The sequence below is a fragment of the Roseinatronobacter monicus genome (genome assembly GCF_006716865.1).
Taxonomy (GTDB): domain Bacteria; phylum Pseudomonadota; class Alphaproteobacteria; order Rhodobacterales; family Rhodobacteraceae; genus Roseinatronobacter; species Roseinatronobacter monicus.
In genome coordinates, this window is sequence record NZ_VFPT01000001.1 from 1430229 (window position 1) to 1451835 (window position 21607).

Genomic DNA, 21607 nt, shown 5'->3' on the forward strand with positions numbered 1-21607 from the left:
GACTTCTTACACAATTATTCAGGTATGTGATGCCCTGTCTTTGGCGTGATCGCAAGCGATCCGGCCTTGTCAGGCGGGGTTTTCGCGGTTTATCGTGCACTCATGGCCGCGATGGCGTCGCGGTGATAGGTCGCATATGCGGCCCGCCCAAGAGTAGCGTCAGATACTGGCGCTTTTTGTCCTGAACGCCGGGACTCTCTCGGGCTGAGGTCTGTGCATCAGCCCCCGTTGATTAAGGAGGGTGCGATGCAAATGCGTCCACATTTTTTCCGTTTCCACCAAGGCGAGAAGGTTCTGCCTTTTGCGCCCGAAGAGTACGAGATGCGCCTGAAAGGGCTGCGCGCGATCATGGCGCAGGCGGGTGTCGAGGTGGCGGTATTCACCTCGATGCAGAATATCGCGTATTATTCTGGCTTTCTGTATTGCAGTTTCGGACGTCCTTATGGGCTGATTGTCACAGCCACGGAATGCGTGACGCTGAGTGCCGGCATTGACGGCGCGCAGCCGTGGCGGTGCAGCTATGGCGATTGCCTGACCTATACCGATTGGGAGCGGGACAATTTCTGGCGTGCCGCTGCGCATGTGGCGGGGCAGGGCAAGCGCATCGGGTATGAAGGGGATCACCTGACACTTGTGCAGGCAACCAAGCTTGACGCGTTTCTGACCCCTTCAGAGAAGCATGATCTGGCACCAGCGACAATGCAGCAACGCTTGCATAAATCCGAGGCAGAGCGCGATCTGATCCGCGCGGGCGCACAAGTCGCCGATCTGGGCGGTGCTGCCATTCGTGACGCAATTCGCCTTGGCGCACGCGAGATCGACATTGCAATGGCTGGCCGCGATGCGATGGAGTTAGAGATCGCGCGCCGTTTTCCACAAGCCGAATACCGCGACAGCTGGGTCTGGTTTCAGTCCGGCATCAATACCGACGGGGCGCATAACCCTGTCACGGCCCGCAAGCTGGAGCATGGCGATATTCTGTCGCTCAATACCTTTCCGATGATCTCGGGGTATTACACGGCGCTGGAGCGGACTTTGTTCATGGGCGCGGTCGACCCTGACAGCCTGCGGCTCTGGCAAGCAAATGTTGCGACCCATGAACTGGGCATCTCGTTGCTCAAACCAGGGGTTCGGTGTTGCGATGTGACGGCTGCACTCAACACCTTTTTCGCAGAGCGCGATCTGTTGCAGTACCGCAGCTTTGGCTATGGCCATTCTTTTGGCGTGCTGTCGCACTATTACGGGCGCGAGGCGGGGTTGGAATTGCGCGAAGATATCGACACGGTGCTGGAGCCGGGCATGGTCATCTCGATGGAGCCGATGCTGACTATTCCCGAAGGGCAGCCGGGGGCTGGCGGATACCGCGAGCATGACATTCTGATTATAACCCATGACGGGGCTGAGAATATCACCGGCTTTCCCTATGGCCCGGAAGTCAATGTGATCGACTAAGCGATTGGTGCGTCTTTTGATCGCTCCGACAGTGGTCGGGGCGATCTGCCGAGATGGTGTGACGCATGGGCTGGCGATTGCTGGTTTTGCTCAGGCAGATTGGAACCCGCGCAGAAGCTGGCGCAGCCCGAACATGGCACCTGCCACGATGCTGACAAAGACCAAAGGCGCGGAGAAGGCCAGTGTCGCCATCGCGGATGCGCCTTGCCCGACCGAGCAGCCAACCGCAATCACACCGCCCACGCCCATCAGACAGGCGCCTGCAACCTGACGGCCCAATTCGCGCGGGTCTTCACAGGCTTCCCAGCGAAAACGCCGCCGCCACACCGCCGCCAAGGCCGCGCCCACGACAACCCCGACGACCGATCCGACCGCGAAATTCAGCCCCCCCGCGCTGGAGGTCATCAGATACAGAATCGTCCGGCCAAGCGGGGCAGTGAAAGTGAACCCTTCAATCGGCACCGCTTCAAATGTGCCAAGCCGAAGCACTGATGTCGCAATAAAGGCATAGGCCAGCGACAGCCCCACAACCACACCCCATGCAATCGTGCGCGGGGCCGTGCGCAAATGCGGGTGCGCCAGCCCGATGCCGATCAGGGCCAAGCCGACCGGCACCGCCACGATCAGCGGCGACAGGCCCGTCATATTGGCAAACGCATGTGCAAAGCCTTGTGGGCTATCGGCCTCGATCTGGGGAAATAGCGCCACACGCAGCGGCGAGAGCGGCCCTGCCAATGTGACGAAACCCGAAACAGCCATAATCATCACAATCAGAAAAGACCGAAGATCGCCCCCGCCCAAGCGCACCAATGCCCCGAACCCGCAATTGCCCGCCAAGGCCATGCCATAGCCAAACAGCAACCCGCCAAGGATGGCAGTCAAGGGATTGAACGCAATCATATGATACGGGCTTTGTGTAATCAGCGCGAAACCCGCGGCCTCTGCCAGAAACAAAGCCAGAATCGCGACACCCAGAACCACCCCCCAAAGTCGCGCGCGGCGCTGGTCCCCGCCATAAGCGGCGCTTTCAATAGCGTTTAATGTGCAGAAGTCCCCCATACGTGCCGCATAGCCAAAAGCTATTCCGCCAAGCAAGCCAGCACTACCGGCCAATATCGAGGGTGACAAATCCCACATAGCTGGTCCTCCCGCGGGTTGGCCAAATCATTGGCCTGCCTATGACACGACTATAGGCCAGCCCTGTCACAGGGTCACGGAAAATCAGGGTTTGGGTTGCGCGCAGAACATCTCGTACACGACACCGATCAGCCGCGCGGCTTTTGGGTCATGAAGGGCGTAATAGATGGTTTTGCCGTCGCGTCGGCATGAAACAATGCCTTCCAGCCGCAGGCGGGCCAATTGTTGGCTGACAGCGGCTTGGCGCGAGTGCAACAATTGCTCAAGTTCCGTTACCGACTTTTCGCCCGAGGACAGATGGCACAGGATCATCAGGCGCCCCTCATGCGCAAGCGCCTTGAGGAAACATGACGCCGCTTGCGCTTGTTCAACCATATCGACCGGTTGCACCTCAGCGCGCGTGTCGTCGTCAGTCACAGACGTGTCCCGTTCCACTGTTTCGGTATCGGCAAGTTCATGGTCAAGCGACATCGCTTTATCCCTGTCGAAAGCGGCCCTGGCGTTGCGGCCCGTGAATTTATACGTTCAAGCAACTGAATATGTATTGTGCCTGAGGCTGTTGAGCAAGCTACCGCGATGCAGTTAGGCGCGAGATTGCCCAATATGGAGCGGATTTGTGACAATATACCATAGGATTGTGCAGAATTGGGATATTATCCTAAAGAAAATGCCCGCCATATTGGCGGGCATCCTCAATTTTAGGCGTAAGGCCGGAATTCAGGAGTCGCGCGGATCTTCGCGGTTGCCCTGATCGCGCATGTCGCCTTCGTCATCCATTCCCGCAGAACCGATATCGTCAAACAGTTCTGAAATCTCGAATTCAGCAGCGGCTTCTTCTTCAGCAGCCAATTCCTGAATCGATTTTCCGGATGCCTGCAACTGCGCTTCTTCAACCGAGCGTGCGACGTTCAAGCCGACCTCTACATCCACTTCGGGGTGCAGATTGATCATGGCCGTGTGCAGGCCAAGCAATTTGATCGGCGTGGTGATGACGATCTGGCGCTTGTCGATCTTAACGCCAGCTTCTTCCAGCAGATCAGCCACATCGCGCGGGCTGACCGAACCATACAGCGCGCCACCATCAGATGCCTGACGGATGACGGTATAGGTTTCCCCTTCCAGACGCGCAGCAACTGCCTGCGCTTCTTTGCGGGTTTCCAGATTCTGCGCTTCCAGTTCAGCCTTGCGTACTTCAAACGACTTGATGTTGTCGTTGGATGCACGCAGCGCTTTGCCCTGTGGCAGCAGATAGTTGCGCGCATAACCGGGCTTGACGTTGACCACGTCGCCCATCTGGCCAAGCTTGGCCACGCGTTCCAAAAGGATCACTTGCATGTCTCGTTCTCCTTATTTCACAGCGTAGGGCAGCAGTGCAAGGAACCGCGCGCGCTTGATGGCACGGGACAACTCACGCTGCTTCTTTGCCGATACAGCAGTAATGCGCGATGGCACGATTTTGCCGCGTTCGGAAATATAGCGCTGCAGAAGGCGTGTATCTTTGTAGTCAATCGCGGGCGCGTTGTCGCCAGAGAAGGGGCAGACCTTGCGGCGGCGGAAAAATGGTTTTGTAGCCATGGGTCAGATCTCCTTTACGATGCCCGACGACGTGGTTCGCGGTCGCCACGGTCACGGTCGTCACGTTTCTGCATCTGGGCCGAGGGGCCTTCTTCATGCGCGTCCACCTTGATGGTCAGCACGCGCATCACGTCGTCATGCAGACGCATCAGGCGTTCCATCTCTTGCACTGCGCTGGCAGGTGCATCGGTGCGCAGAAAGGCGTAATGCCCCTTGCGGTTCTTGTTGATCTTGTAGGCCATTGTCTTGACGCCCCAATACTCGTGATCCACGAGTGTCCCGCCATTATCGGCAAGGACAGCGCCAAAATGTTCGATCAACGCTTCGGCCTGTGTGTTCGACAGGTCCTGACGCGCGATCATGACATGCTCGTATAGCGGCATGCGATCTCCAATCTGTGTCATGGGTGCATTTCAAAAGACAGGTTCAACCCTTCCACCCCTGCCTACGAGAGCTGCACCGGTTCCAAAAATGGCGGAAGGTTGCCGCGCTCTTAGCCGCTCCGGCACTCAAGCGCAAGGGAAACGGGCGCGATAGGGCGCGCCTGTGCATGAACACCACAGCAGAGTCTTGCCACGCGGGCCGTGCTGTCGCATAAAGCACCAACTTCGCTTCAACAAAAGGGGTCCGACATGGCTCATACTACACCTTTGGTGCCGGCACTTGGCGGCAATGATACGATCTTGCGCAAAGTGACGATGGTTTTGTTCGGCTCGCTTCTTGTCGGGGCTGCTGCACAGGTCAGCGTGCCGATGTTTCCGGTTCCCATGACATTGCAGACCCTCGCCATCATGCTAATCGGCCTAACCTACGGCTCGCGGCTTGCTGGGGCGACATTGGTCACATATCTGGGGCAGGGCGCAATGGGCTTTCCCGTCTTTGCTGGCGGTGCTTTCGGGATCGCGCCATTCATGGGCCCGACTGCGGGCTTCTTGTTCGGCTTTGTCGCTATGGCATTCGTGATGGGCTGGCTAGTCGAACGCGGGTTATCAAACGGCCTGGGCATGGTCGGGGCAGCTTTGATTGCGACGACGCTTCTGTTCGTGCCGGGTGTGCTATGGCTCTATGTAGCAAGCCCGCTTGATCTTCAGGGTGCATTCATGGCCGCAGCAGCGCCGTTCGTTCTGGGTGAACTGGTTAAAGTGGCCGTTGCGGTATTGATCGTGACCGGCGCTTGGGCGGCCTTTAAATCCCGCCTTAACTGATCCAACGATAAGATTCTGAGATTAACGAAGGGCGGGGGTTATCCCCGCCCTTTTTCTGTGTGGCTTGTGTGAAGTTCTGACAATGCCGCCTCGCACAGGCCGAGTTCCAGCCATTGGCAGCCCGAACAAAGCTGCGCCAGTGACCCCGGTGGTACATGGGCGACAATGCGCGCCTGCGCGTCCGCCCATGTCAGGCAGTCCCCATCCGCAAGTGACAATGCCTGTGCATGGTGTGTGTCAAGCGCCGCGATCTTGGCCGCTTTCTCGCAAGACTGGCCGCGTTTATGTGGGCAGGGGGCGCAGATGCTGTCGGCCTGATACGTGACTTCGATCTGCACTGCGCCGCCACCCGGCGCACGCAAGCGATCCACAATCGCAGCCATATTGGCAGTGAAGTCGTCGGAATAGCCCTTGCCCGCAAACCCCAGCGCGCACAGGAAATGATGCGGGCGGAAGGTGACGCTTGCGCTCATTCCGCCGCTTGTTTGGGGGTAAAGCCGCGTTCGATCATGTCATGCGGTGCCACAGGGTATTCCCCCGAGAAGCAGGCATCGCAATATTGCGGGCAAGAGTTGTCGCGTCCGCCTGCCTCTCCCGCTGCACGGTACAGCCCGTCAAGGGTGACGAATCGCAAGCTGTCCACACCGATATGGTCGCGCATCTCGTCTTCGGTCATATTGGCTGCCAAAAGCTTTTCGCGCTCTGGCGTGTCCACTCCGTAGAAACAGGGCCACGCGGTGGGCGGCGATGCGATGCGGAAATGCACTTCTGCCGCGCCTGCCTCTAGGATCATTTCCTTGATCTTCTGACTGGTGGTGCCGCGCACGACCGAATCGTCAACCAGAATGATCCGCTTGCCACGAATAAGCGCGCGGTTGACATTCAGCTTCAGGCGCACGCCCATTGACCGGATCGCTTGCGATGGCTCGATAAAGGTGCGGCCCATATATTGGTTGCGCGTAATCCCCAGCGCAAAGGGAATCCCCGATTCCTGACTAAACCCGATTGCAGCGGGCGTCCCGCTATCGGGGATCGGGCAGACCATATCCGCGTCGACCGGCGCTTCGCGGGCCAGTTCAACACCGATCTGGCGACGTGTCTCATAGACCGATCGCCCCCCGAAAAAGCTGTCGGGACGCGAGAAATACACATGCTCGAAGATGCAAAAGCGCGATTTCTGCGCGGCAAAGGGCTGAACACTCTCCACACCCTTCTCACTGATGACGACCATCTCGCCGGGTGCAATCTCGCGCACAAACTCGGCCCCGATAATGTCCAGCGCGCAAGTCTCGGAGGCCAGAACCCAGCCCTGATGCAACCGTCCCAGCACCAGCGGGCGCACGCCCAGCGGGTCACGCACGCCAATCAGCTTGGTGCGCGTCATGGCGACGATGGAAAATGCCCCCTCGGCGCGGCGCAGCGCGTCTTTCATCCGCTCGGGGATGGTTTTCTGAAACGACCGCGCCATCAGATGGATCAGGCATTCGCTGTCGGAACTGGATTGAAAAATCGAGCCACGCTCGATCAATTCGCGGCGGATCGCATCCGCATTCGTGATATTGCCGTTATGCGCAAGTGCCGCGCCACCCATAGCAAATTCGCCAAAGAAGGGTTGCACATCGCGGATTTGCGTCGCACCCTTGGACCCGGCAGTGGAGTAGCGCACATGCCCGATTCCGATAGAACCGGGCAACGACTCGATCACGCCTGTCTTGGTAAAGTTGTCGCGCACCAGCCCGAACCTATGGGCAGAATGAAAGCCGGTTTCAGGATGGTGGGTGATGATCCCGCCCGCTTCCTGACCGCGATGTTGAAGGGCGTGCAGACCAAGGGCTACGAAATTCGCTGCGTCCTCTAGCCCTATGCACCCAAATACGCCGCATTCTTCACGCAGCTTGTCGTCATCGAACGGATGGCTGAGCATGGATATCTCGCATATCGTTTGCAGATGGGGGCGCTGTAACGCATCTGTTCGGCGCTGTCACGCGCCGAACGCAGAGTATTACCGACAATCGGCAACCAGTTCTTCATACTTCTGAACCAGCCAATTCGGGGCATCTTCGGGCACAGCTTCGTTCAGATTGCCTGATAACTGGGCGAAAATGGACGCTGAACGCGATTGTTCAACCAGCTCCACCGACCCCGGCGGCACCGCGCGATCGAAAACCAGTAACGCAATCGCTATCAACAAGATGCCGCGCGCCACACCAAACAGGAACCCCGCACCCTGATCGATCCCTCCTATCGCAGAGTTGCGAACAAAGGACGAAAACAAAGGTGTAATCAGCGAGGCAAGAACCAGCACCACCGCAAACACCACTGCAAAGGCGGCAATGACCGTCAATTCGCAGCTGTCACCCAGAAAATTGCCCAGATACGGGACTTCACGCACCAGCGGTTGCACCGCCGGGGCAAAGATGAAGGCCAGAACCGCGGCTGCAACCCAGCCAAGGATCGCCAGCGTCTCTCGCATGAACCCGCGCGAATACGCCAAAATGCCTGACACGATGATAATCACCGCGACACCCGCATCGACGATATTAAAGCCTTCCATGCCCGTCTCCTATATCCTGCGCCATACTCACCCAGCGCCAAAAACCTGCCCGACCACTTCTGCCAGATCGGGCATTTCTTTCAAAACAATTCCCGGTGTCGTGGCAGGTTTCAGAAGCCGGGGCGCAATAGCTGCGCAGAAACCAAGTTTTTGCGCCTCTTTCAACCTGTTTTCGGTCTGGTTGACCGGTCGCAACGCGCCAGACAGGCTTATTTCGCCGAAAACCACTGTATCCGCTGGCAGCGCGATATCTTCGCGCGCGGATAACAGCGCACAGGCGATGGCCAGATCAGCCGCCGGTTCATGCACACGGATGCCGCCCGCCACGTTCAAAAACACATCCATACCCGCAAACGGAATACCGCAACGCGCCTCTAGCACCGCCAGAATGGTGGACAGACGCGCAGAATCCAGCCCCACCACAGTGCGGCGCGGGGTGCCCAGCGTCGAGGGGGCGACCAGCGCCTGAATCTCTGTCAGCATGGGACGTGTGCCCTCAATGCCCGCAAACACGACCGAGCCGGGGGCAGGGGTGCCGCGCTCGGACAAAAACAGGGCCGAGGGGTTGGCGACTTCGGCCAGACCCGCGCCCGTCATCTCGAAAACGCCAATTTCATCGGCAGGGCCAAAGCGGTTTTTGACCGCGCGCAGAATGCGGAACTGGTGGCCGCGCTCGCCCTCAAAATACAGCACAGTATCGACCATATGTTCGACCACGCGCGGGCCTGCGATCTGGCCTTCTTTGGTGACATGCCCCACCAGCACCACCGACACGCCGCGCCGTTTGGCAAAGCTGACCAGCTCATGCGCCGCCGCGCGCACCTGACTAACCGAACCCGGCGCCGAATCGACCGTATCCAGCCACATCGTCTGGATCGAATCGATCACCACCAGATCAGGGCGCTCGGCATCCAGCGTGGACAGAATATCGCGCAAGCTGGTTTCCGCCCCCAGTTGCACCTTGGCTTGCGACAGTCCCAGACGGGCGGCGCGCAACCGGACCTGCGCGGCGGCCTCCTCGCCCGAGATATACATGCATTTCAAACCGGAATTGGCAAAAGCGGCCACCGCTTGCAGCAACAGGGTGGATTTGCCGATACCCGGATCACCGCCCACCAGAATGGCCGATGCAGCCACCAGCCCGCCGCCCAGAACACGGTCCAACTCGGCCATGTTTGACGCGCTGCGCGGCGGCGGTGCCTCGGAATCGGCAAGGGTGCTTAGCGCAATGCTGCGCCCCTTGCCAAGCCGCGGTCCCGGACCGGCAGAGACGGGTTTTTCCTCAATAATGCTGTTCCACGCACCACATGCCTCGCAGCGCCCAGCCCATTTGCGATGGGTTGCGCCACAGGCGGTGCACGAAAACTGAGGCAGAGCTTTGACCATGGCGCGTTATCGCAATCGTCGCGCGCCATCGCAAGCACCATCGCGCGAAAGCGATTTCATGTGGCATTACCTTTCTTATGCGGACGAGGTTCTATATAATTCAATCAACCGATACGCGACGCAAGGAGGTTGCCATGCCGCTCGACAAACCCGCCCTGAAGGCCAAGGACGCCCCCGATCTGGGCAAATTCCACTGGGAAGATGCCCTGCGACTGGAAAGCCAGTTGACCGAAGATGAACGCATGTTGCGCGATGCGGCGCAGACCTTTGCGCAGACAGTCCTGCAACCGCGCGTGATTGCCGCCTATCGCAATGAGACTGCCGACCCGGGCCTGTTCCCCCTGATGGGCGAGGCGGGATTGCTGGGCGCAACCTTGCCCGAGGAATATGGCGGGCTGGGTGCGTCTTACGTCACTTACGGGCTGATCGCGCGCGAGATTGAACGTGTCGATTCCGGCTATCGGTCAATGATGTCGGTGCAGTCATCCTTGGTGATCTATCCGATCTATGCGTATGGCTCGGAAGAGCAGCGCCAGAAATATCTGCCGGGGCTGAGTTCCGGCGCATTGATTGGGTGCTTCGGGTTGACCGAACCCGATGCAGGCTCTGACCCCGCTGGCATGAAAACCCGCGCGGAGAAGACGGCGACCGGCTACAAGCTGACGGGCGCGAAAATGTGGATATCAAACAGCCCCTTTGCCGATGTGTTTGTGATTTGGGCGAAATCTGACGCGCATGGCGGCAAGATCCGGGGCTTTGTGCTGGAAAAGGGCATGAAAGGCCTGTCGGCCCCCAAGATCGAGGGCAAACTGTCCTTGCGCGCCTCGACCACCGGCGAGATCGTGATGGACGGGGTCGAGGTCGGCGAAGACGCGCTTTTGCCGTATGTCGAGGGGCTGAAAGGGCCGTTTGGCTGTCTGAACCGCGCACGCTATGGGATCGCGTGGGGCGTGATGGGGGCGGCAGAATTTTGCTGGCACGCCGCGCGCCAATACGGACTGGACCGCAAGCAATTCGACAAACCGCTGGCGCAGACGCAGCTTTTCCAGAAGAAACTGGCCGATATGCAGACCGAAATCACACTGGGCCTGCAAGCGGCGTTGCAAGTGGGCCGGCTGATGGATGACGCAGCCGGTGCCCCTGAAATGATCAGCCTGATCAAACGCAACAATTGCGGCAAAGCGCTGGAGATTGCGCGCGTCGCGCGCGACATGCATGGCGGAAATGGCATTGCGGAGGAATATCAGGTGATGCGCCATATGCTTAATCTGGAGACTGTGAACACCTATGAAGGCACACATGATATTCATGCGCTGATCCTTGGGCGCGCACAAACCGGCTTGCAGGCATTTTTCTGATCAAACTGGGCACAAGCGCAACAGGGTCAAACGTCGGGCTGACGCCCGGCGTTTTTTTGAGTATTTTTGGCAAGAAAATGATCAGAATGGAATTTTGGGGATTTGACGGAAGATGAGATATGACTGATCGGCTGCCCGCGCATCAGATTGCCTATTGCAGATTGCGGGACATGGTCTTGTTTGGCGAGCTTGCCCCCGGCGCTGCGGTGACGATTGAGGGGTTGGTACGCCAGCTTGGGCTGGGAATGACACCCGTGCGCGAGGCGATCCGTAGGCTGATCGCGGAAGGGGCGTTGCAGTTGCAGGGCAACCGGCGCGTCTGTGTGCCGCGTCTTGATCTGCGTGCGCTTGAAGATCTGGGATATGCGCGTGAAGCGGTGGAAGTCAGACTGGCGGTGCAGGCGCTGGCGCATTGCAACCCCGATGTGGTGGCAGAGTTGCGTGCGATTGATGCCCGCCTTGATGCCGCAATCGCGCGCGGCGACATCGCGGCCTATCTGCGCGAGAACCACGGGTTTCATTTCACACTCTACGCATGCGCCGGATCGCAGGTTCTGGAAGCGGTGGCGGCGTCACTCTGGTTGCGGTTCGGCCCCTCGTTGCGTGTTGTGTGCCTTGGGCCAGAGGGGGTAGGGGCGCGCGGGGCGCATGGCGCGGCGCTGCACCAGCCCGACAACCATAAACGCGCCCTTGCCGCACTGGACGCGCGCGACACGGTGGCCCTGTCTGCCGCGATTTCTGCCGATATCGCGCAAGGTGTCGCCAATATTCGTGCAGGGCTAGAGGCGGGGGTGTTCGGGGTCGCGCAATAATTTGATCAAATTGCTTGACGCGGCACAGGCACAGAGTATCCTGTCTTGGACATCGAAATTTACAGGGTATCCACTTATGACGCTGACCAATGTTTTGCCCACGGCCGAGTTGCAGGCGCTGGACGCCGCCCATCATATGCACCCGTTCACGGCGAACGGGGCCTTGGGCAAGAAGGGGGCGCGCATCATCACCCGCGCCAAGGGCGTGCGCCTGACCGACAGCGATGGGGCCGAGCTGATTGACGGGATGGCCGGGCTGTGGTGTGTCAATATCGGCTATGGGCGCGAAGAACTGGCCGAGGCGGCAGCGCGCCAGATGCGCGAGCTGCCCTATTACAACACCTTCTTCCAGACCAGCCATGTGCCTGCATTGACGCTGGCGGCCAAACTGGCCGAACTGGCACCGGGCGATCTGAACCATGTGTTCTTTGCCGGATCAGGGTCCGAGGCGAATGACACCAATATCCGCATGGTGCGCCAGTATTGGGATCTGAAAGGCCAGCCAGAGCGCCGCACCATCATTGCGCGGATTAACGGCTATCACGGCTCGACCATGGGCGGGGGCAGCCTTGGGGGGATGGCGGGAATGCACGCGCAAGGCGGGCTGCCCATTCCCGGCATCGTGCATATTGACCAGCCCTATTGGTATGGCGAAGGCGCCGAGATGACGCCAGAGGCGTTTGGGCTGGCGCGTGCCCGGCAGCTGGAAGAGAAAATCCTTGAACTGGGCGCAGAGAATGTCGCCGCCTTCATCGCAGAACCCGTGCAGGGCGCAGGCGGTGTGATTATCCCGCCTGAGAGTTACTGGCCTGAAATCCAGCGGATCGTGGACAAATACGGCATCCTGCTGATCGCGGATGAGGTAATCACCGGTTTTGGCCGTCTTGGCCATTGGTTCGGCTCGCAAAGCTATGGCATCCGGCCCCATATTATGACCATCGCCAAAGGGCTTTCCTCCGGCTACCAGCCCATCGGCGGCTCGATCGTCTGTGACGAGATTGCCCATACGATTGCGCAGGATGAGTTTAACCACGGATATACCTATTCCGGCCATCCGGTTGCAGCAGCCGTCGCGCTGGAGAACCTGCGCATCTTGCAAGAAGAGGGGATCATCGAGCGCGTGCACGAGGAAACAGCCCCGTATCTGGCGAAAGTCTGGGGCGCATTGGCTGATCACCCGCTTGTGGGCGAGGCCGTGTCGCGCGGCATGATGGCCAGCCTTGCGCTGACGCCTGACAAGGCGCGGCGCGCGCGTTTCGCCTCCGAGCCGGGAACGGTGGGCTTGATCGCGCGGGAATATTCCTTTGACAACAATCTGGTCATGCGCCATGTCGGGGATCGTATGATTATCGCACCACCGCTGGTCATCACCCTTGAGGATATTGATGCCCTGATCGTGCGGGTTCGCAAGACGCTGGATCAGACGCATGATCATCTGACGCGTGCGGGATTGCTGCGCGCGGCTGCCTGACTGCACTAGTCATGCCGCTGCAATGGCCCGTCCATAACCCCGGCCACTGCCATTGCAGCCGCAAGCGCCCATTTGCGCGGCGCGATGAAACGGGGCGGCGGCTTGCGTGTGATATGCGGGGGGGCATCGCGGGCACCCATCATGCCACGCGCTGCACACCGCCCCCCTTCAGAGGCGGCGGCCACACCATTGCCATGCCAGCCAAGGGCCACCCAAAGGCCCTTCGCCCCCTCAACAGGGCCAATATAGGGCGCAAGCGACGCCGTCAGGCAGACCAGCCCATTCCAGCTATAGGCGGTTTCAACCTGTCGGAATTGCGGAAAAATCAGCTCAAACTCGGCGCGCGCGCGCTGTTTGAAACGGGCCACAGAGTGCGCCTGAAACGACAGGCCCCCACGCGCGCCGAACATCAACCGGTTGTCCGGCAACAGGCGGAAGTAATGCAGCAGATAGCGGTCGTCATAGGCCATCAGCGACCGGTTCCAGCCCTGTGCGTCCAACTCGGCGGCGGTGAGGGGGCGTGTGACCATGACGTTCGAGATGGCGGGAAGGATGCGCCGGTGCAGCCACGGGACGAGGCTTTCGTCACTATAGCCATTGGTTGCAATCAAGACCTGCCGCGCGATGACAGCGCCGGTAGCGGTGCGCAAACGCCAGCCATCACCATGCGGCACTATCTCGGTGACGCGACTGTCGCCTTGCACGCGCACCCCTGCGGCCTGCGCAGCACGTGCCAGCCCTGTGACATAGGCATAGGGGTGCAAGCCAAAGCCGCAAGGAACATAGCGCGCGCCCAGATATGCGGCGGTGTTCAGGCCTTGGGCGCGCAATTCCGCCCGGTCCAGCAGCGCGCCGCCCTCTGGCACAGGGGCCGCCTGCATACGGGCCCAACTGCGCGGGCTGGCCGCAAGGGCCAATTCGCCGGGCTCGGTCGTCTGTGCGTCGATCCTGTAGCGTGTCAGATTGTCCTGCACGCGTGCAATGGCGCGGGCCTCGAACCTGTCCCAGTCTTGCGCGGCCTCGCGCCCAAAGCACCGCGTGATCTGGTCCGCATCCAGCCGCGCGCCGCCTTGACAGCAAAACCCGCCATTGCGCCCCGATGCGCCCCAACCGGGTTGCGCGGCGTCCAACACGACGACATTGGTGCCATGCCGCTCGACCAGTTCCAGTGCGGCATTCAGACCGGCATAGCCCGCGCCGATAATCGCCACCTGCGCCTGTGTTTCCCCTTGCAGCGGCGGGCAGGCGGGCAGGGGCAGGCACGACGCGCGCCAGTAGCTGTCGGGCCATTCGTTCGGATCGTAGCCACTCGGCTCATACAGCATTGTTTTGCCCCTGATGTTCCGGCGAAACATAGGCCAATTCAGCATGGAGGAAAACCGCATGGCATTCGGTAAGCCGGGCATCGAGGTGGACAGCGCATTCACGCGCCCCGACCTGCGCGGGCTGTCCTTTGAAAACACCTTTGGCGGGGCGACAAGCTTTTTGCGCCGCAGCTACAACAAGGTGTTGCGCAGCGTTGATCTGGCGGTGACCGGCGTGCCTTTTGATCAGGCCACATCGCACCGGCCCGGCACAAGATTGGGGCCGCGCGCTCTCCGCGAGGCCAGCAGCCTGCAACCCTGCTATCCGCCCTATGGTTGGGGGTTTGATCCGCTGACAGAGTTCGACATCATTGATTATGGTGATCTGGCCTTTGATTTTGCCCGCATTCAGGATTTCCCTGAAACATTGCGCGCCCATATTGCCACGATCCTTGGGGCAGGGGCCGGCACGCTGGTTCTGGGGGGTGATCACTACATCACACTGCCCATCCTGCGGGCCTATGCCGCGAAATTCGGCCCGCTGAGTGTGATCCAGTTCGACGCGCATTCCGACCTGTGGCCCGATGATGACCCCGCGCGCATTGACCACGGCACGATGATGTACAAGGCCGTGCGCGAGGGTTTGGTCGCGCCAGAAACCTCGGTGCAGGTTGGTATTCGCACTGAATGCGCGGATTATCTGGGGCTGAGCGTGATCGACGCGTTCGAGGTTCATGACATCGGCCCCAAAGCCGTGGCCGCAAAACTGCACGAGATCGTGGGGCGGACGCCTTGCTATCTCAGCTTCGACATTGATGCGCTTGATCCGGCTTTTGCGCCCGGCACCGGCACGCCTGTCTGGAATGGCTTGACCCCCAATCAGGTGGCAGTCATCCTGCGCCAACTTTCAGGGGTCAATATGAAAGGCGGCGATGTGGTTGAAGTGTCGCCCGGTCATGATCCGACGGGCGTCACGGCGATCATGGGCGCGCATGTCGGGATGGAATTGATCTGCCTCTATTGTCGGGGCTTACAGGAAAAGGGCGGTGCATGATCAAACTTATACTTCTGGGGGCTGTCTTTGTGGCGGTGGCCGTTGCGGCCTATATCCGGCTTGCCCCGTCTGACCCCGCGCGCTGGCACGAAGACCCGCGCCTTGTGTCGCGCCCCACCACGCCGAATTTTCACCTGATCCGCATGGTCGGCGGCGATGCCATGCCACAAGTGTTTCAGATGGCCCCTGACGCGCTGGCCGCACGGCTGGATGAGGTGGCGCGCGCAGATGGTGCCACGCTGCTGGCAGGCTCGGTGCAATCGGGCCACATGACCTATGTGACACGCACCCCGTGGATGGGCTATCCCGATTACACCTCGGTCCTGATTGAGCCGGCGGGCGCGGGCGCGATGCTGCTGGCATTCGCACGCGCGCGCTTCGGGCGCTCCGACCTTGGCAACAATCGCGCACGGCTGGAGCGTTGGATCGCGCAGTTGGACCGCCCCGCCCTTACCGACTAAGCGTACAGCACCCGCTCAGCAGGGGGGCATCGGGCGCGGTCATCAGACTGATCGCCAGCCCGAATTGCAGATCACTCATTCCGTCATTGCAGCTTGCGGGGTAGATGAAAGCTGTCGCTTGTCCCCCGTTGCCGCCCATATGCACCATGCGCCGCAAATCATCGGCTATGCCGCTATCCTGCGCAATCCAGATCGGCATGTCCTGACCGGGCGCATCGGGCGTGTCGAAATGCAGCGCGCCGCCGATATTCGAGGCCGACCAGAACGGCTCGGTCCCAGTGCAGAACAGGTCATTTGGCAGGTTGTAATTGTCAATATGCACCCCGCGCTCGGCCATATAGCGCAGATTGACCCAGCCCGACCCCTCGCCGCTGTTCACGCGCCCCCAAGTGCCTGCGTCATTAGTGGCCACAACTTCGACGTTCTGCGCGTCATGGGCCAATGTGCCGATGATCTCTGCACCCGCAGACGGCTCTGCGCGGATATTCAGCGCGTCATCGGCCGCAACATCGTGCACATCATAAAGCTGCGGCATGGGTTGCGCCTGCGCCGCAATTACGGTTGCACCAAGAATAATCATAGCCAGAAATCCGCGCATCGGCCCCCTCCTGAAAATAGAAAATTTTTGCAACGATAGGCCGGAGTGGGCAGCCCTGCCAAGATTTTCTGCGCGATACGGATCAGCTTTTCGTGTGCTCCAGCGGCATTTCGGTGGTGAACTTGATCTCCTCCATCGACAAAAGGGCTGTCACATTGTGAATCGTCACTTCCGAGATCAGCGCCTGATAGAACCGGTCATACGCGCGGGCATTGGGTACGCGCACTTTCAGGATGTAGTCGATGTCACCGGCTAGCCTGTGCGCCTCCATCACTTCGGGGCGGGCGCGAACGGCTTGCAAAAACCGCGCCTGCCAGTCGGCCTCATGCGCCGAGGTGCGCACCAGAACAAAGAAACACGCCTCCAGCCCCAACGCCTCTGGGTCCAGCAGCACAGTGTCGCGGACAATGATGCCCGCCTTGCGCAGCTTGCGGATGCGATTCCAGACAGGGGTCTTGCTGGAACTCACTTTGCGCGCAATATCATCCAAGGACTGGCTTGCATCTTGCTGCAACTCGGTCAGAATACGGCGATCCAATTCGTCCAGATCCAGCGGCATAAGTCGATTCCTTCCTGTAGAACGCAATTATTCTAGAAAATAATTCCGAATAAAGCAAGATTGGACTGTAATTCGCGGAATTATATTTTACACAACCGCCAATGCGTTTAAAGCGCGAACTTGATTTTGATGTGAATCAAGGCGTAAACAGACCACGAGCGATAGCGAAGTCCACATGCCGCGTGCAGGATGGCGCGCCATCTTCCAAGTGAAAGCAAAACCGATGACCGAACACAGCGCAATCTCGCCCAAGCCGATCCCCACCTTGCCAGATGCCCAGACCGTGACATCCGTGACCCATTACACCGATCACCTCTTCGCATTCCGGTGCACGCGGCCACGGTCCTTGCGGTTCCGCTCTGGCGAGTTTGTGATGATCGGGCTGTTGGGCGAGAATGGAAAGCCGCTGTTGCGGGCTTATTCCATCGCCTCGCCCTCTTGGGATGAAGAACTGGAATTCTATTCGATCAAGGTGCCTGATGGCCCCCTGACATCGCGCTTGCAGCATATCCAGCCGGGTGATCCGATCATTCTGCGCCCCAAACCCGTGGGAACACTGGTGCTTGATGCACTGCTGCCGGGACGGCGGCTGTGGATGCTGGCGACGGGCACCGGCATTGCGCCCTTTGCGTCCTTGCTGCGCGACCCCGAGACATGGGAGAAATTCGATCAGGTCATCGTAATGCATACCTGCCGCGAAGTGGCCGAACTGCCCTATGGCCGCGACCTGATCGAGGCTTTGCCACATGACCCGCTGATTGGCGAATTTGTGGGCGACAAGCTGCTCTACTACCCGACAACCACGCGCGAGCAGAGCGCGCAGATGGGGCGGGTGACCGACAACCTGTCTTCGGGCAAGGTGTTTGCGGATCTGGGTATTCCCCCGCTTGATCCGGTTGTGGATCGCGCCATGGTCTGCGGCTCTTTGGCCTTCAACCTTGATATCAAGAAAATTCTGGAAGAGGCTGGCCTCCATGAGGGTGCGAACTCTGCCCCTGCGCAATATGTGGTCGAGAAAGCGTTTGTCGACTGATCTGTAAGGTCATTTTCTTGCTAAAAATACTCAAAAAAAGGCGGGCCAAATGGCCCGACTTTTCAATTTGGCCTTGCGACAGCCCCTTAGCCAGCCGCCATCTGGTTGTGCTTGCGTGCAACGAAATCCTTGGCCGTTTCAACCGCGACTGCCGCATCACGGCAATACGCGTCTGCACCGATTGCGCGCCCGAATTCTTCATTCAGCGGGGCGCCGCCCACCAGCACGATATAATCATCGCGCTTTTCCTGTGCGATCAGCGTGTCGATCACGACTTTCATATAGGGCATGGTCGTCGTCAGCAGCGCGGACATGCCCAAGATATCGGGTTGTTCCCGTTCCAGTGCTTCCAGATACTTCTCGACCGAATTGTTGATCCCCAGATCAACGACTTCAAACCCGGCCCCTTCCATCATCATGGCGACCAGATTTTTGCCGATGTCGTGAATATCCCCCTTCACGGTGCCAATCACCATCTTGCCCATGCGCGGCGCGCCGGTTTCCACCAGCAAGGGTTTGAGGATGAACATGCCCGATTTCATCGCATTCGCCGCCAGCAACACTTCGGGCACAAACAAAATTCCGTCGCGGAAGTCATGGCCCACGATCGTCATGCCCGCGACCAGCGCTTTGGTCAGAATGTCATACGGTGTCCAGCCGCGCGCGAGCAGAATGTTCACACTCTCCTCGATCTCTTCTTTCAGACCATCGTACAGGTCGTCCATCATCTGTTCGACGAGTTCATCGTCAGACAGATCAGCAAGGATGATGTCGTCTTCTTCAGACATGAAAGCTACCTTTCAAGGCATGCCGGTAGGGGCGGTTACACGAAGCTGTCTCCGATTTCGGACAGAATGCCGCATGGCACTGTCCCAATTGCGACATGGACCTGCATTCACGCGACGCGGCATACCGAAATCAGACTTAAGGGTTGGTTATTCAGGCATCGCTGCGGCGGCGGCGTCCGCTGGTGCGCGCGCGGCGCGTTTCGGTGTCGCCACCTTCCTCGGTGCCGTCGACCGCAGAAGAGAAGCCACCCAGCGCATCCGTGATCGCCTCCAGCGTCGGGCGCGGACCGGGGGCGCGTGTTTCCAGCGCCTCTCGCATCGCGCGCAGATGCTCGGGCATGGTGCCGCAGCACCCGCCAATAATGCGCGCCCCGCAATCGCGGGCCAGCACGGCGTAATCGGCCATCAGCGCGGGTGTTCCATCATAATGGATATGCCCGTCATGGTATTTGGGAATGCCCGCATTCCCCTTGGCGATGATCGGCAGATCACTGCCCGCATCGACAAAGCCCAGAACCGTGCGCAGCAGATCAGACGCGCCGACACCGCAATTTGCACCAAACGCCAGCGGCGGGTGTTTCAGCTTATGCACCATCTGTGACATCGCCGCCGAGGTCATGCCCATCATTGTGCGCCCGGCAGTGTCGAAGCTCATCGTTCCGCACCACGGCATCCCTGCCAAAGCGGCGGCTTCGGCGGCGGCCTTGTATTCCTCTGGGGCCGAGATTGTCTCGACCCACAGCACGTCTGCGCCGCCATCTTTCAGACCTTCGGCCTGTTCATGGAACATCTCGACGGCCAGCTCATGCGTGAGCGTGCCCATCGGGGCCATGATATCGCCTGTCGGCCCGACAGACCCCGCAACGATGACAGTACGGCCGGATTTGTCTGCAATCTCGCGCCCCAACTCAGCGCCCAGCTTGTTCAACTCGTGCACGCGGTTTTGCGCGTCATGCAGTTTCAGGCGGCTGGCATTGCCGCCGAATGTGTTGGTCAGAAACAGGTCAGAGCCTGCCTCGACTGCATTGCGATACAGGGTGCGGATCTTATCTTGCGCGTCAACATTCCACAATTCCGGCGCATCACCAGAGGCCAGACCCATATTGAACAGGTTGGTGCCGGTCGCGCCGTCGGCCAAAAGCCAGTCGCGCTTGGCCAGAAGATCAAAGAATGCAGTGCTCATGTCACGCCTTTCACGGTCACGGAGCGCAAAGCCGCAGCCTTACGCGCATTTCGCTGCTACCTGTCACAGCTTGGAGTGTGACGCAAATTCATATTCTGCATAAGGATCATGACACATTTTCATGGGCACGTCGCTTTTTCCGTGCCCATGCAGATGCAATGCGCCAGCCTTACCCCTCGGACAGTTCCGATTTTGCCTCGGTCAGAAATTCGGTCATCTTGGCGCGGATCAGGGCCTCATCGGCATGTGCGCCCAGATCAGCCAAAAGTTTGCGCACAACATCTTCATGGCCCGCTTCTTCAAAATCTGCGCGGATCACTTCCATCGCGTAATTATCTGCGTCTTCAGCGGTTTTTCCCAATAGACCTGCTGCCCAAAGGCCAAGTTTCTTGTTGCGGCGCGCGACGGCCCTGAACACCATTTCCTGGTCATGGGCATATTTGTTCTCGAATGCGCGTTCGCGGTCTTGGAAAGTGCTCATAATCTTGCCTCGTTATGGTCAAAAGGTTCCCTGAAATATGGCCCCTGCCGCCCTTCGCTGCAAGGTCAAAACCCCTGGCTTATGCGCAAACAGGCTGCCTTGCGGTGATGACGCGGCTAAGCTATAGGGCAGCGACACGATTGCGTCACCCCCAACAGAACCGGAGAGCTTGATGGCACGCCGCACCAAAATCTACGAAGGCAAGGCCAAGATCCTGTATGAAGGCCCAGAGCCGGGGACGATGGTGCAGTATTTCAAGGATGATGCCACTGCATTCAACGCCGAGAAGCGCGATGTGATTGAGGGCAAGGGCGTGTTGAACAACCTGCTGTCCGAGTTCTTCATGACCGGGCTTGGCCAGATCGGTGTGCCGACACATTTTCTCAAGCGCATCAACATGCGCGAGCAACTGATCCGCGCGGTCGAGATTATCCCGCTGGAAGTGGTCGTGCGCAATATCGCTGCGGGCTCCATGTCCAAGCGCTTGGGGATCGAAGAGGGCACGCCCTTGCCGCGCCCGATTATCGAGTTTTATTTCAAAGATGACGCGCTTGGCGATCCGCTGGTCACCGAAGACCAGATCCTTGCCTTCAATTGGGCCAGCCATCAGGATCTGGATGACATGGTCGGACTGGCCGTGCGCGTCAATGATTTCATGTCGGGTGTTATGATGGCCGTGGGCATCAAACTTGTGGATTTCAAGATCGAGATTGGCCGCCAGTTTGATGGCGAGATGCAGCGCCTGATCGTGGCAGATGAAATCAGCCCCGACAGCTGCCGCCTGTGGGATATGAAAACCGGACAGAAGCTGGACAAGGACGTGTTTCGCCGCGACCTTGGCAGCCTGACCGACGCCTATTCCGAAGTTGCGCGGCGTCTGGGTGTCATGCCAAAATCGCCCACACCCATTAATAAACCCAAGTTGATGAACTGAAAGGCGTACCCATGAAACTGCGTGTATTTGTAACCTTGAAACCCGGTGTGTTGGACCCGCAGGGCGAGGCGATCCGCCATGCATTGTCGGCATTGGGGTTTGAGGGTGTAAATGGCGTGCGGCAAGGCAAGGTGATCGAACTTGACCTGACCGAGGGGGACACGGACAAGGCCAATGAACAGGCGCGCGCCATGTGCGACAGGCTGCTGGCCAACACAGTTATCGAAAGCTACCGGATCGAACCCGCCTGAAACTGTCGGGG

The 21607-nt window shown here is 59.3% G+C and carries 25 protein-coding genes; 10 read left to right on the forward strand and 15 right to left on the reverse strand.

Annotation, left to right across the window (positions count from 1 at the left end; translation table 11 throughout):
• Positions 1-246 precede the first annotated feature (246 nt).
• Positions 247-1452, forward strand: a complete 1206-nt coding sequence (locus BD293_RS06725) for an aminopeptidase P family protein (protein ID WP_142080427.1) — start codon at positions 247-249, stop codon at positions 1450-1452.
• A gap of 90 nt (positions 1453-1542) precedes the next feature.
• On the opposite strand, the gene BD293_RS06730 is transcribed toward BD293_RS06725, so the two are convergent.
• The 5 genes from BD293_RS06730 to rpsF all read right to left on the reverse strand — a co-directional run bounded on the left by BD293_RS06730 (position 1543) and on the right by rpsF (position 4547).
• Complete coding sequence (locus BD293_RS06730) at positions 1543-2589, reverse strand: YeeE/YedE family protein (RefSeq protein WP_142080428.1); 1047 nt, start codon at positions 2587-2589, stop codon at positions 1543-1545.
• An 84-nt stretch (positions 2590-2673) separates the two neighbouring features.
• Positions 2674-3060 (reverse strand): ArsR/SmtB family transcription factor, encoded by a 387-nt coding sequence (locus BD293_RS06735; RefSeq protein WP_425467920.1) that lies wholly within the window; start codon positions 3058-3060, stop codon positions 2674-2676.
• Between the two features lie 246 nt (positions 3061-3306).
• Entirely contained in the window at positions 3307-3924 is a 618-nt protein-coding gene (gene rplI, locus BD293_RS06740; protein ID WP_142080429.1) for a 50S ribosomal protein L9, read from the reverse strand.
• 12 nt (positions 3925-3936) lie between these two features.
• Complete coding sequence (rpsR, locus tag BD293_RS06745) at positions 3937-4164, reverse strand: 30S ribosomal protein S18 (RefSeq protein ID WP_068292848.1); 228 nt, start codon at positions 4162-4164, stop codon at positions 3937-3939.
• A 14-nt stretch (positions 4165-4178) separates the two neighbouring features.
• A complete protein-coding gene (rpsF, locus tag BD293_RS06750; protein ID WP_142084391.1) occupies positions 4179-4547 on the reverse strand; it encodes a 30S ribosomal protein S6 in 369 nt (122 codons plus the stop codon).
• A 249-nt stretch (positions 4548-4796) separates the two neighbouring features.
• Here rpsF and BD293_RS06755 point away from each other — a divergent pair, with 249 nt between their 5' ends.
• On the forward strand, positions 4797-5369 hold the full coding sequence (locus BD293_RS06755) for a biotin transporter BioY (protein WP_142080430.1): 573 nt from the start codon (positions 4797-4799) through the stop codon (positions 5367-5369).
• 38 nt (positions 5370-5407) lie between these two features.
• On the opposite strand, the gene BD293_RS06760 is transcribed toward BD293_RS06755, so the two are convergent.
• The 4 genes from BD293_RS06760 to radA form a co-directional block, all read right to left on the reverse strand.
• Entirely contained in the window at positions 5408-5842 is a 435-nt protein-coding gene (locus tag BD293_RS06760; protein WP_142080431.1) for a DUF1284 domain-containing protein, read from the reverse strand.
• Positions 5839-7293 (reverse strand): amidophosphoribosyltransferase, encoded by a 1455-nt coding sequence (gene purF, locus BD293_RS06765; RefSeq protein ID WP_142080432.1) that lies wholly within the window; start codon positions 7291-7293, stop codon positions 5839-5841. Before purF ends, BD293_RS06760 begins: the two co-directional genes overlap by 4 nt.
• Positions 7294-7371: 78 nt before the next feature.
• Positions 7372-7923, reverse strand: coding sequence for a CvpA family protein (locus BD293_RS06770; RefSeq protein ID WP_142080433.1), 552 nt, complete (start codon positions 7921-7923; stop codon positions 7372-7374).
• Between the two features lie 27 nt (positions 7924-7950).
• Positions 7951-9309, reverse strand: coding sequence for a DNA repair protein RadA (gene radA, locus BD293_RS06775; RefSeq protein WP_142080434.1), 1359 nt, complete (start codon positions 9307-9309; stop codon positions 7951-7953).
• 134 nt (positions 9310-9443) lie between these two features.
• On the opposite strand from radA, the gene BD293_RS06780 reads away from it, so the two are divergent.
• The 3 genes from BD293_RS06780 to BD293_RS06790 all read left to right on the forward strand — a co-directional run bounded on the left by BD293_RS06780 (position 9444) and on the right by BD293_RS06790 (position 12950).
• Positions 9444-10667 (forward strand): acyl-CoA dehydrogenase, encoded by a 1224-nt coding sequence (locus tag BD293_RS06780; RefSeq protein ID WP_142080435.1) that lies wholly within the window; start codon positions 9444-9446, stop codon positions 10665-10667.
• A gap of 119 nt (positions 10668-10786) precedes the next feature.
• Positions 10787-11479, forward strand: coding sequence for a GntR family transcriptional regulator (locus BD293_RS06785; RefSeq protein ID WP_142080436.1), 693 nt, complete (start codon positions 10787-10789; stop codon positions 11477-11479).
• Positions 11480-11555: 76 nt separating this feature from the next.
• Entirely contained in the window at positions 11556-12950 is a 1395-nt protein-coding gene (locus BD293_RS06790) for an aspartate aminotransferase family protein (RefSeq protein ID WP_142080437.1), read from the forward strand.
• A gap of 5 nt (positions 12951-12955) precedes the next feature.
• Here the strand turns inward: BD293_RS06790 and BD293_RS06795 are convergent, their stop codons facing one another.
• Positions 12956-14275 (reverse strand): NAD(P)/FAD-dependent oxidoreductase, encoded by a 1320-nt coding sequence (locus BD293_RS06795; RefSeq protein ID WP_170207080.1) that lies wholly within the window; start codon positions 14273-14275, stop codon positions 12956-12958.
• A 58-nt stretch (positions 14276-14333) separates the two neighbouring features.
• On the opposite strand from BD293_RS06795, the gene speB reads away from it, so the two are divergent.
• Together speB and BD293_RS06805 are read left to right on the forward strand one after the other, a co-directional pair.
• On the forward strand, positions 14334-15308 hold the full coding sequence (gene speB / locus BD293_RS06800; protein ID WP_142080439.1) for an agmatinase: 975 nt from the start codon (positions 14334-14336) through the stop codon (positions 15306-15308).
• Positions 15305-15769, forward strand: a complete 465-nt coding sequence (locus tag BD293_RS06805; RefSeq protein ID WP_142080440.1) for a DUF1499 domain-containing protein — start codon at positions 15305-15307, stop codon at positions 15767-15769. The genes speB and BD293_RS06805 overlap by 4 nt, the downstream gene beginning before the upstream one ends.
• Here BD293_RS06805 and BD293_RS06810 read toward each other — a convergent pair.
• Together BD293_RS06810 and BD293_RS06815 are read right to left on the reverse strand one after the other, a co-directional pair.
• Positions 15759-16367 (reverse strand): COG3650 family protein, encoded by a 609-nt coding sequence (locus BD293_RS06810; protein WP_142080441.1) that lies wholly within the window; start codon positions 16365-16367, stop codon positions 15759-15761. The two genes, BD293_RS06805 and BD293_RS06810, sit on opposite strands and share 11 nt — an antisense overlap.
• A gap of 82 nt (positions 16368-16449) precedes the next feature.
• Positions 16450-16926 carry an Lrp/AsnC family transcriptional regulator gene (locus BD293_RS06815; RefSeq protein ID WP_142080442.1) on the reverse strand — a complete coding sequence of 159 codons (477 nt, stop codon included), beginning with the start codon at positions 16924-16926 and terminating at the stop codon, positions 16450-16452.
• A 223-nt stretch (positions 16927-17149) separates the two neighbouring features.
• Between BD293_RS06815 and BD293_RS06820 the strand changes: the two genes are divergently transcribed.
• The gene (locus tag BD293_RS06820; protein ID WP_142080443.1) at positions 17150-17959 is read left to right on the forward strand and encodes a ferredoxin--NADP reductase; all 810 of its coding nucleotides are present in this window, start codon (positions 17150-17152) and stop codon (positions 17957-17959) included.
• Between the two features lie 86 nt (positions 17960-18045).
• Here the strand turns inward: BD293_RS06820 and BD293_RS06825 are convergent, their stop codons facing one another.
• From BD293_RS06825 to BD293_RS06835, 3 genes are all read right to left on the reverse strand, one after another.
• The gene (locus BD293_RS06825) at positions 18046-18747 is read right to left on the reverse strand and encodes a corrinoid protein (protein ID WP_142080444.1); all 702 of its coding nucleotides are present in this window, start codon (positions 18745-18747) and stop codon (positions 18046-18048) included.
• A 151-nt stretch (positions 18748-18898) separates the two neighbouring features.
• The gene (bmt, locus tag BD293_RS06830; protein ID WP_142080445.1) at positions 18899-19930 is read right to left on the reverse strand and encodes a betaine--homocysteine S-methyltransferase; all 1032 of its coding nucleotides are present in this window, start codon (positions 19928-19930) and stop codon (positions 18899-18901) included.
• A 169-nt stretch (positions 19931-20099) separates the two neighbouring features.
• On the reverse strand, positions 20100-20411 hold the full coding sequence (locus BD293_RS06835) for a DUF1476 domain-containing protein (RefSeq protein WP_142080446.1): 312 nt from the start codon (positions 20409-20411) through the stop codon (positions 20100-20102).
• Positions 20412-20583: 172 nt separating this feature from the next.
• Here BD293_RS06835 and purC point away from each other — a divergent pair, with 172 nt between their 5' ends.
• Entirely contained in the window at positions 20584-21345 is a 762-nt protein-coding gene (gene purC, locus BD293_RS06840; RefSeq protein WP_142080447.1) for a phosphoribosylaminoimidazolesuccinocarboxamide synthase, read from the forward strand.
• Positions 21346-21356: 11 nt separating this feature from the next.
• Complete coding sequence (purS, locus tag BD293_RS06845; protein ID WP_142080448.1) at positions 21357-21596, forward strand: phosphoribosylformylglycinamidine synthase subunit PurS; 240 nt, start codon at positions 21357-21359, stop codon at positions 21594-21596.
• Positions 21597-21607: the final 11 nt, after the last annotated feature.

Bases quoted from the DNA above. Each gene is read 5' to 3' on its own strand.
- speB (WP_142080439.1), top strand. From the start codon at position 14,334: ATGGCATTCGGTAAGCCGGGCATCGAGGTGGACAGCGCATTCACGCGC.
- BD293_RS06780 (WP_142080435.1), top strand. From the start codon at position 9,444: ATGCCGCTCGACAAACCCGCCCTGAAGGCCAAGGACGCCCCCGATCTG.
- BD293_RS06735 (WP_425467920.1), bottom strand. From the start codon at position 3,060: ATGTCGCTTGACCATGAACTTGCCGATACCGAAACAGTGGAACGGGAC.
- purF (WP_142080432.1), bottom strand. From the start codon at position 7,293: ATGCTCAGCCATCCGTTCGATGACGACAAGCTGCGTGAAGAATGCGGC.
- BD293_RS06810 (WP_142080441.1), bottom strand. From the start codon at position 16,367: ATGCGCGGATTTCTGGCTATGATTATTCTTGGTGCAACCGTAATTGCG.
- BD293_RS06730 (WP_142080428.1), bottom strand. From the start codon at position 2,589: ATGTGGGATTTGTCACCCTCGATATTGGCCGGTAGTGCTGGCTTGCTT.
- BD293_RS06790 (WP_142080437.1), top strand. From the start codon at position 11,556: ATGACGCTGACCAATGTTTTGCCCACGGCCGAGTTGCAGGCGCTGGAC.
- BD293_RS06805 (WP_142080440.1), top strand. From the start codon at position 15,305: ATGATCAAACTTATACTTCTGGGGGCTGTCTTTGTGGCGGTGGCCGTT.
- BD293_RS06770 (WP_142080433.1), bottom strand. From the start codon at position 7,923: ATGGAAGGCTTTAATATCGTCGATGCGGGTGTCGCGGTGATTATCATC.
- BD293_RS06820 (WP_142080443.1), top strand. From the start codon at position 17,150: ATGACCGAACACAGCGCAATCTCGCCCAAGCCGATCCCCACCTTGCCA.
- rpsR (WP_068292848.1), bottom strand. From the start codon at position 4,164: ATGGCTACAAAACCATTTTTCCGCCGCCGCAAGGTCTGCCCCTTCTCT.
- purC (WP_142080447.1), top strand. From the start codon at position 20,584: ATGGCACGCCGCACCAAAATCTACGAAGGCAAGGCCAAGATCCTGTAT.
- bmt (WP_142080445.1), bottom strand. From the start codon at position 19,930: ATGAGCACTGCATTCTTTGATCTTCTGGCCAAGCGCGACTGGCTTTTG.
- BD293_RS06815 (WP_142080442.1), bottom strand. From the start codon at position 16,926: ATGCCGCTGGATCTGGACGAATTGGATCGCCGTATTCTGACCGAGTTG.
- BD293_RS06835 (WP_142080446.1), bottom strand. From the start codon at position 20,411: ATGAGCACTTTCCAAGACCGCGAACGCGCATTCGAGAACAAATATGCC.
- rpsF (WP_142084391.1), bottom strand. From the start codon at position 4,547: ATGCCGCTATACGAGCATGTCATGATCGCGCGTCAGGACCTGTCGAAC.
- BD293_RS06725 (WP_142080427.1), top strand. From the start codon at position 247: ATGCAAATGCGTCCACATTTTTTCCGTTTCCACCAAGGCGAGAAGGTT.
- rplI (WP_142080429.1), bottom strand. From the start codon at position 3,924: ATGCAAGTGATCCTTTTGGAACGCGTGGCCAAGCTTGGCCAGATGGGC.
- BD293_RS06785 (WP_142080436.1), top strand. From the start codon at position 10,787: ATGACTGATCGGCTGCCCGCGCATCAGATTGCCTATTGCAGATTGCGG.
- purS (WP_142080448.1), top strand. From the start codon at position 21,357: ATGAAACTGCGTGTATTTGTAACCTTGAAACCCGGTGTGTTGGACCCG.
- BD293_RS06795 (WP_170207080.1), bottom strand. From the start codon at position 14,275: ATGCTGTATGAGCCGAGTGGCTACGATCCGAACGAATGGCCCGACAGC.
- BD293_RS06825 (WP_142080444.1), bottom strand. From the start codon at position 18,747: ATGTCTGAAGAAGACGACATCATCCTTGCTGATCTGTCTGACGATGAA.
- radA (WP_142080434.1), bottom strand. From the start codon at position 9,309: ATGGTCAAAGCTCTGCCTCAGTTTTCGTGCACCGCCTGTGGCGCAACC.
- BD293_RS06760 (WP_142080431.1), bottom strand. From the start codon at position 5,842: ATGAGCGCAAGCGTCACCTTCCGCCCGCATCATTTCCTGTGCGCGCTG.
- BD293_RS06755 (WP_142080430.1), top strand. From the start codon at position 4,797: ATGGCTCATACTACACCTTTGGTGCCGGCACTTGGCGGCAATGATACG.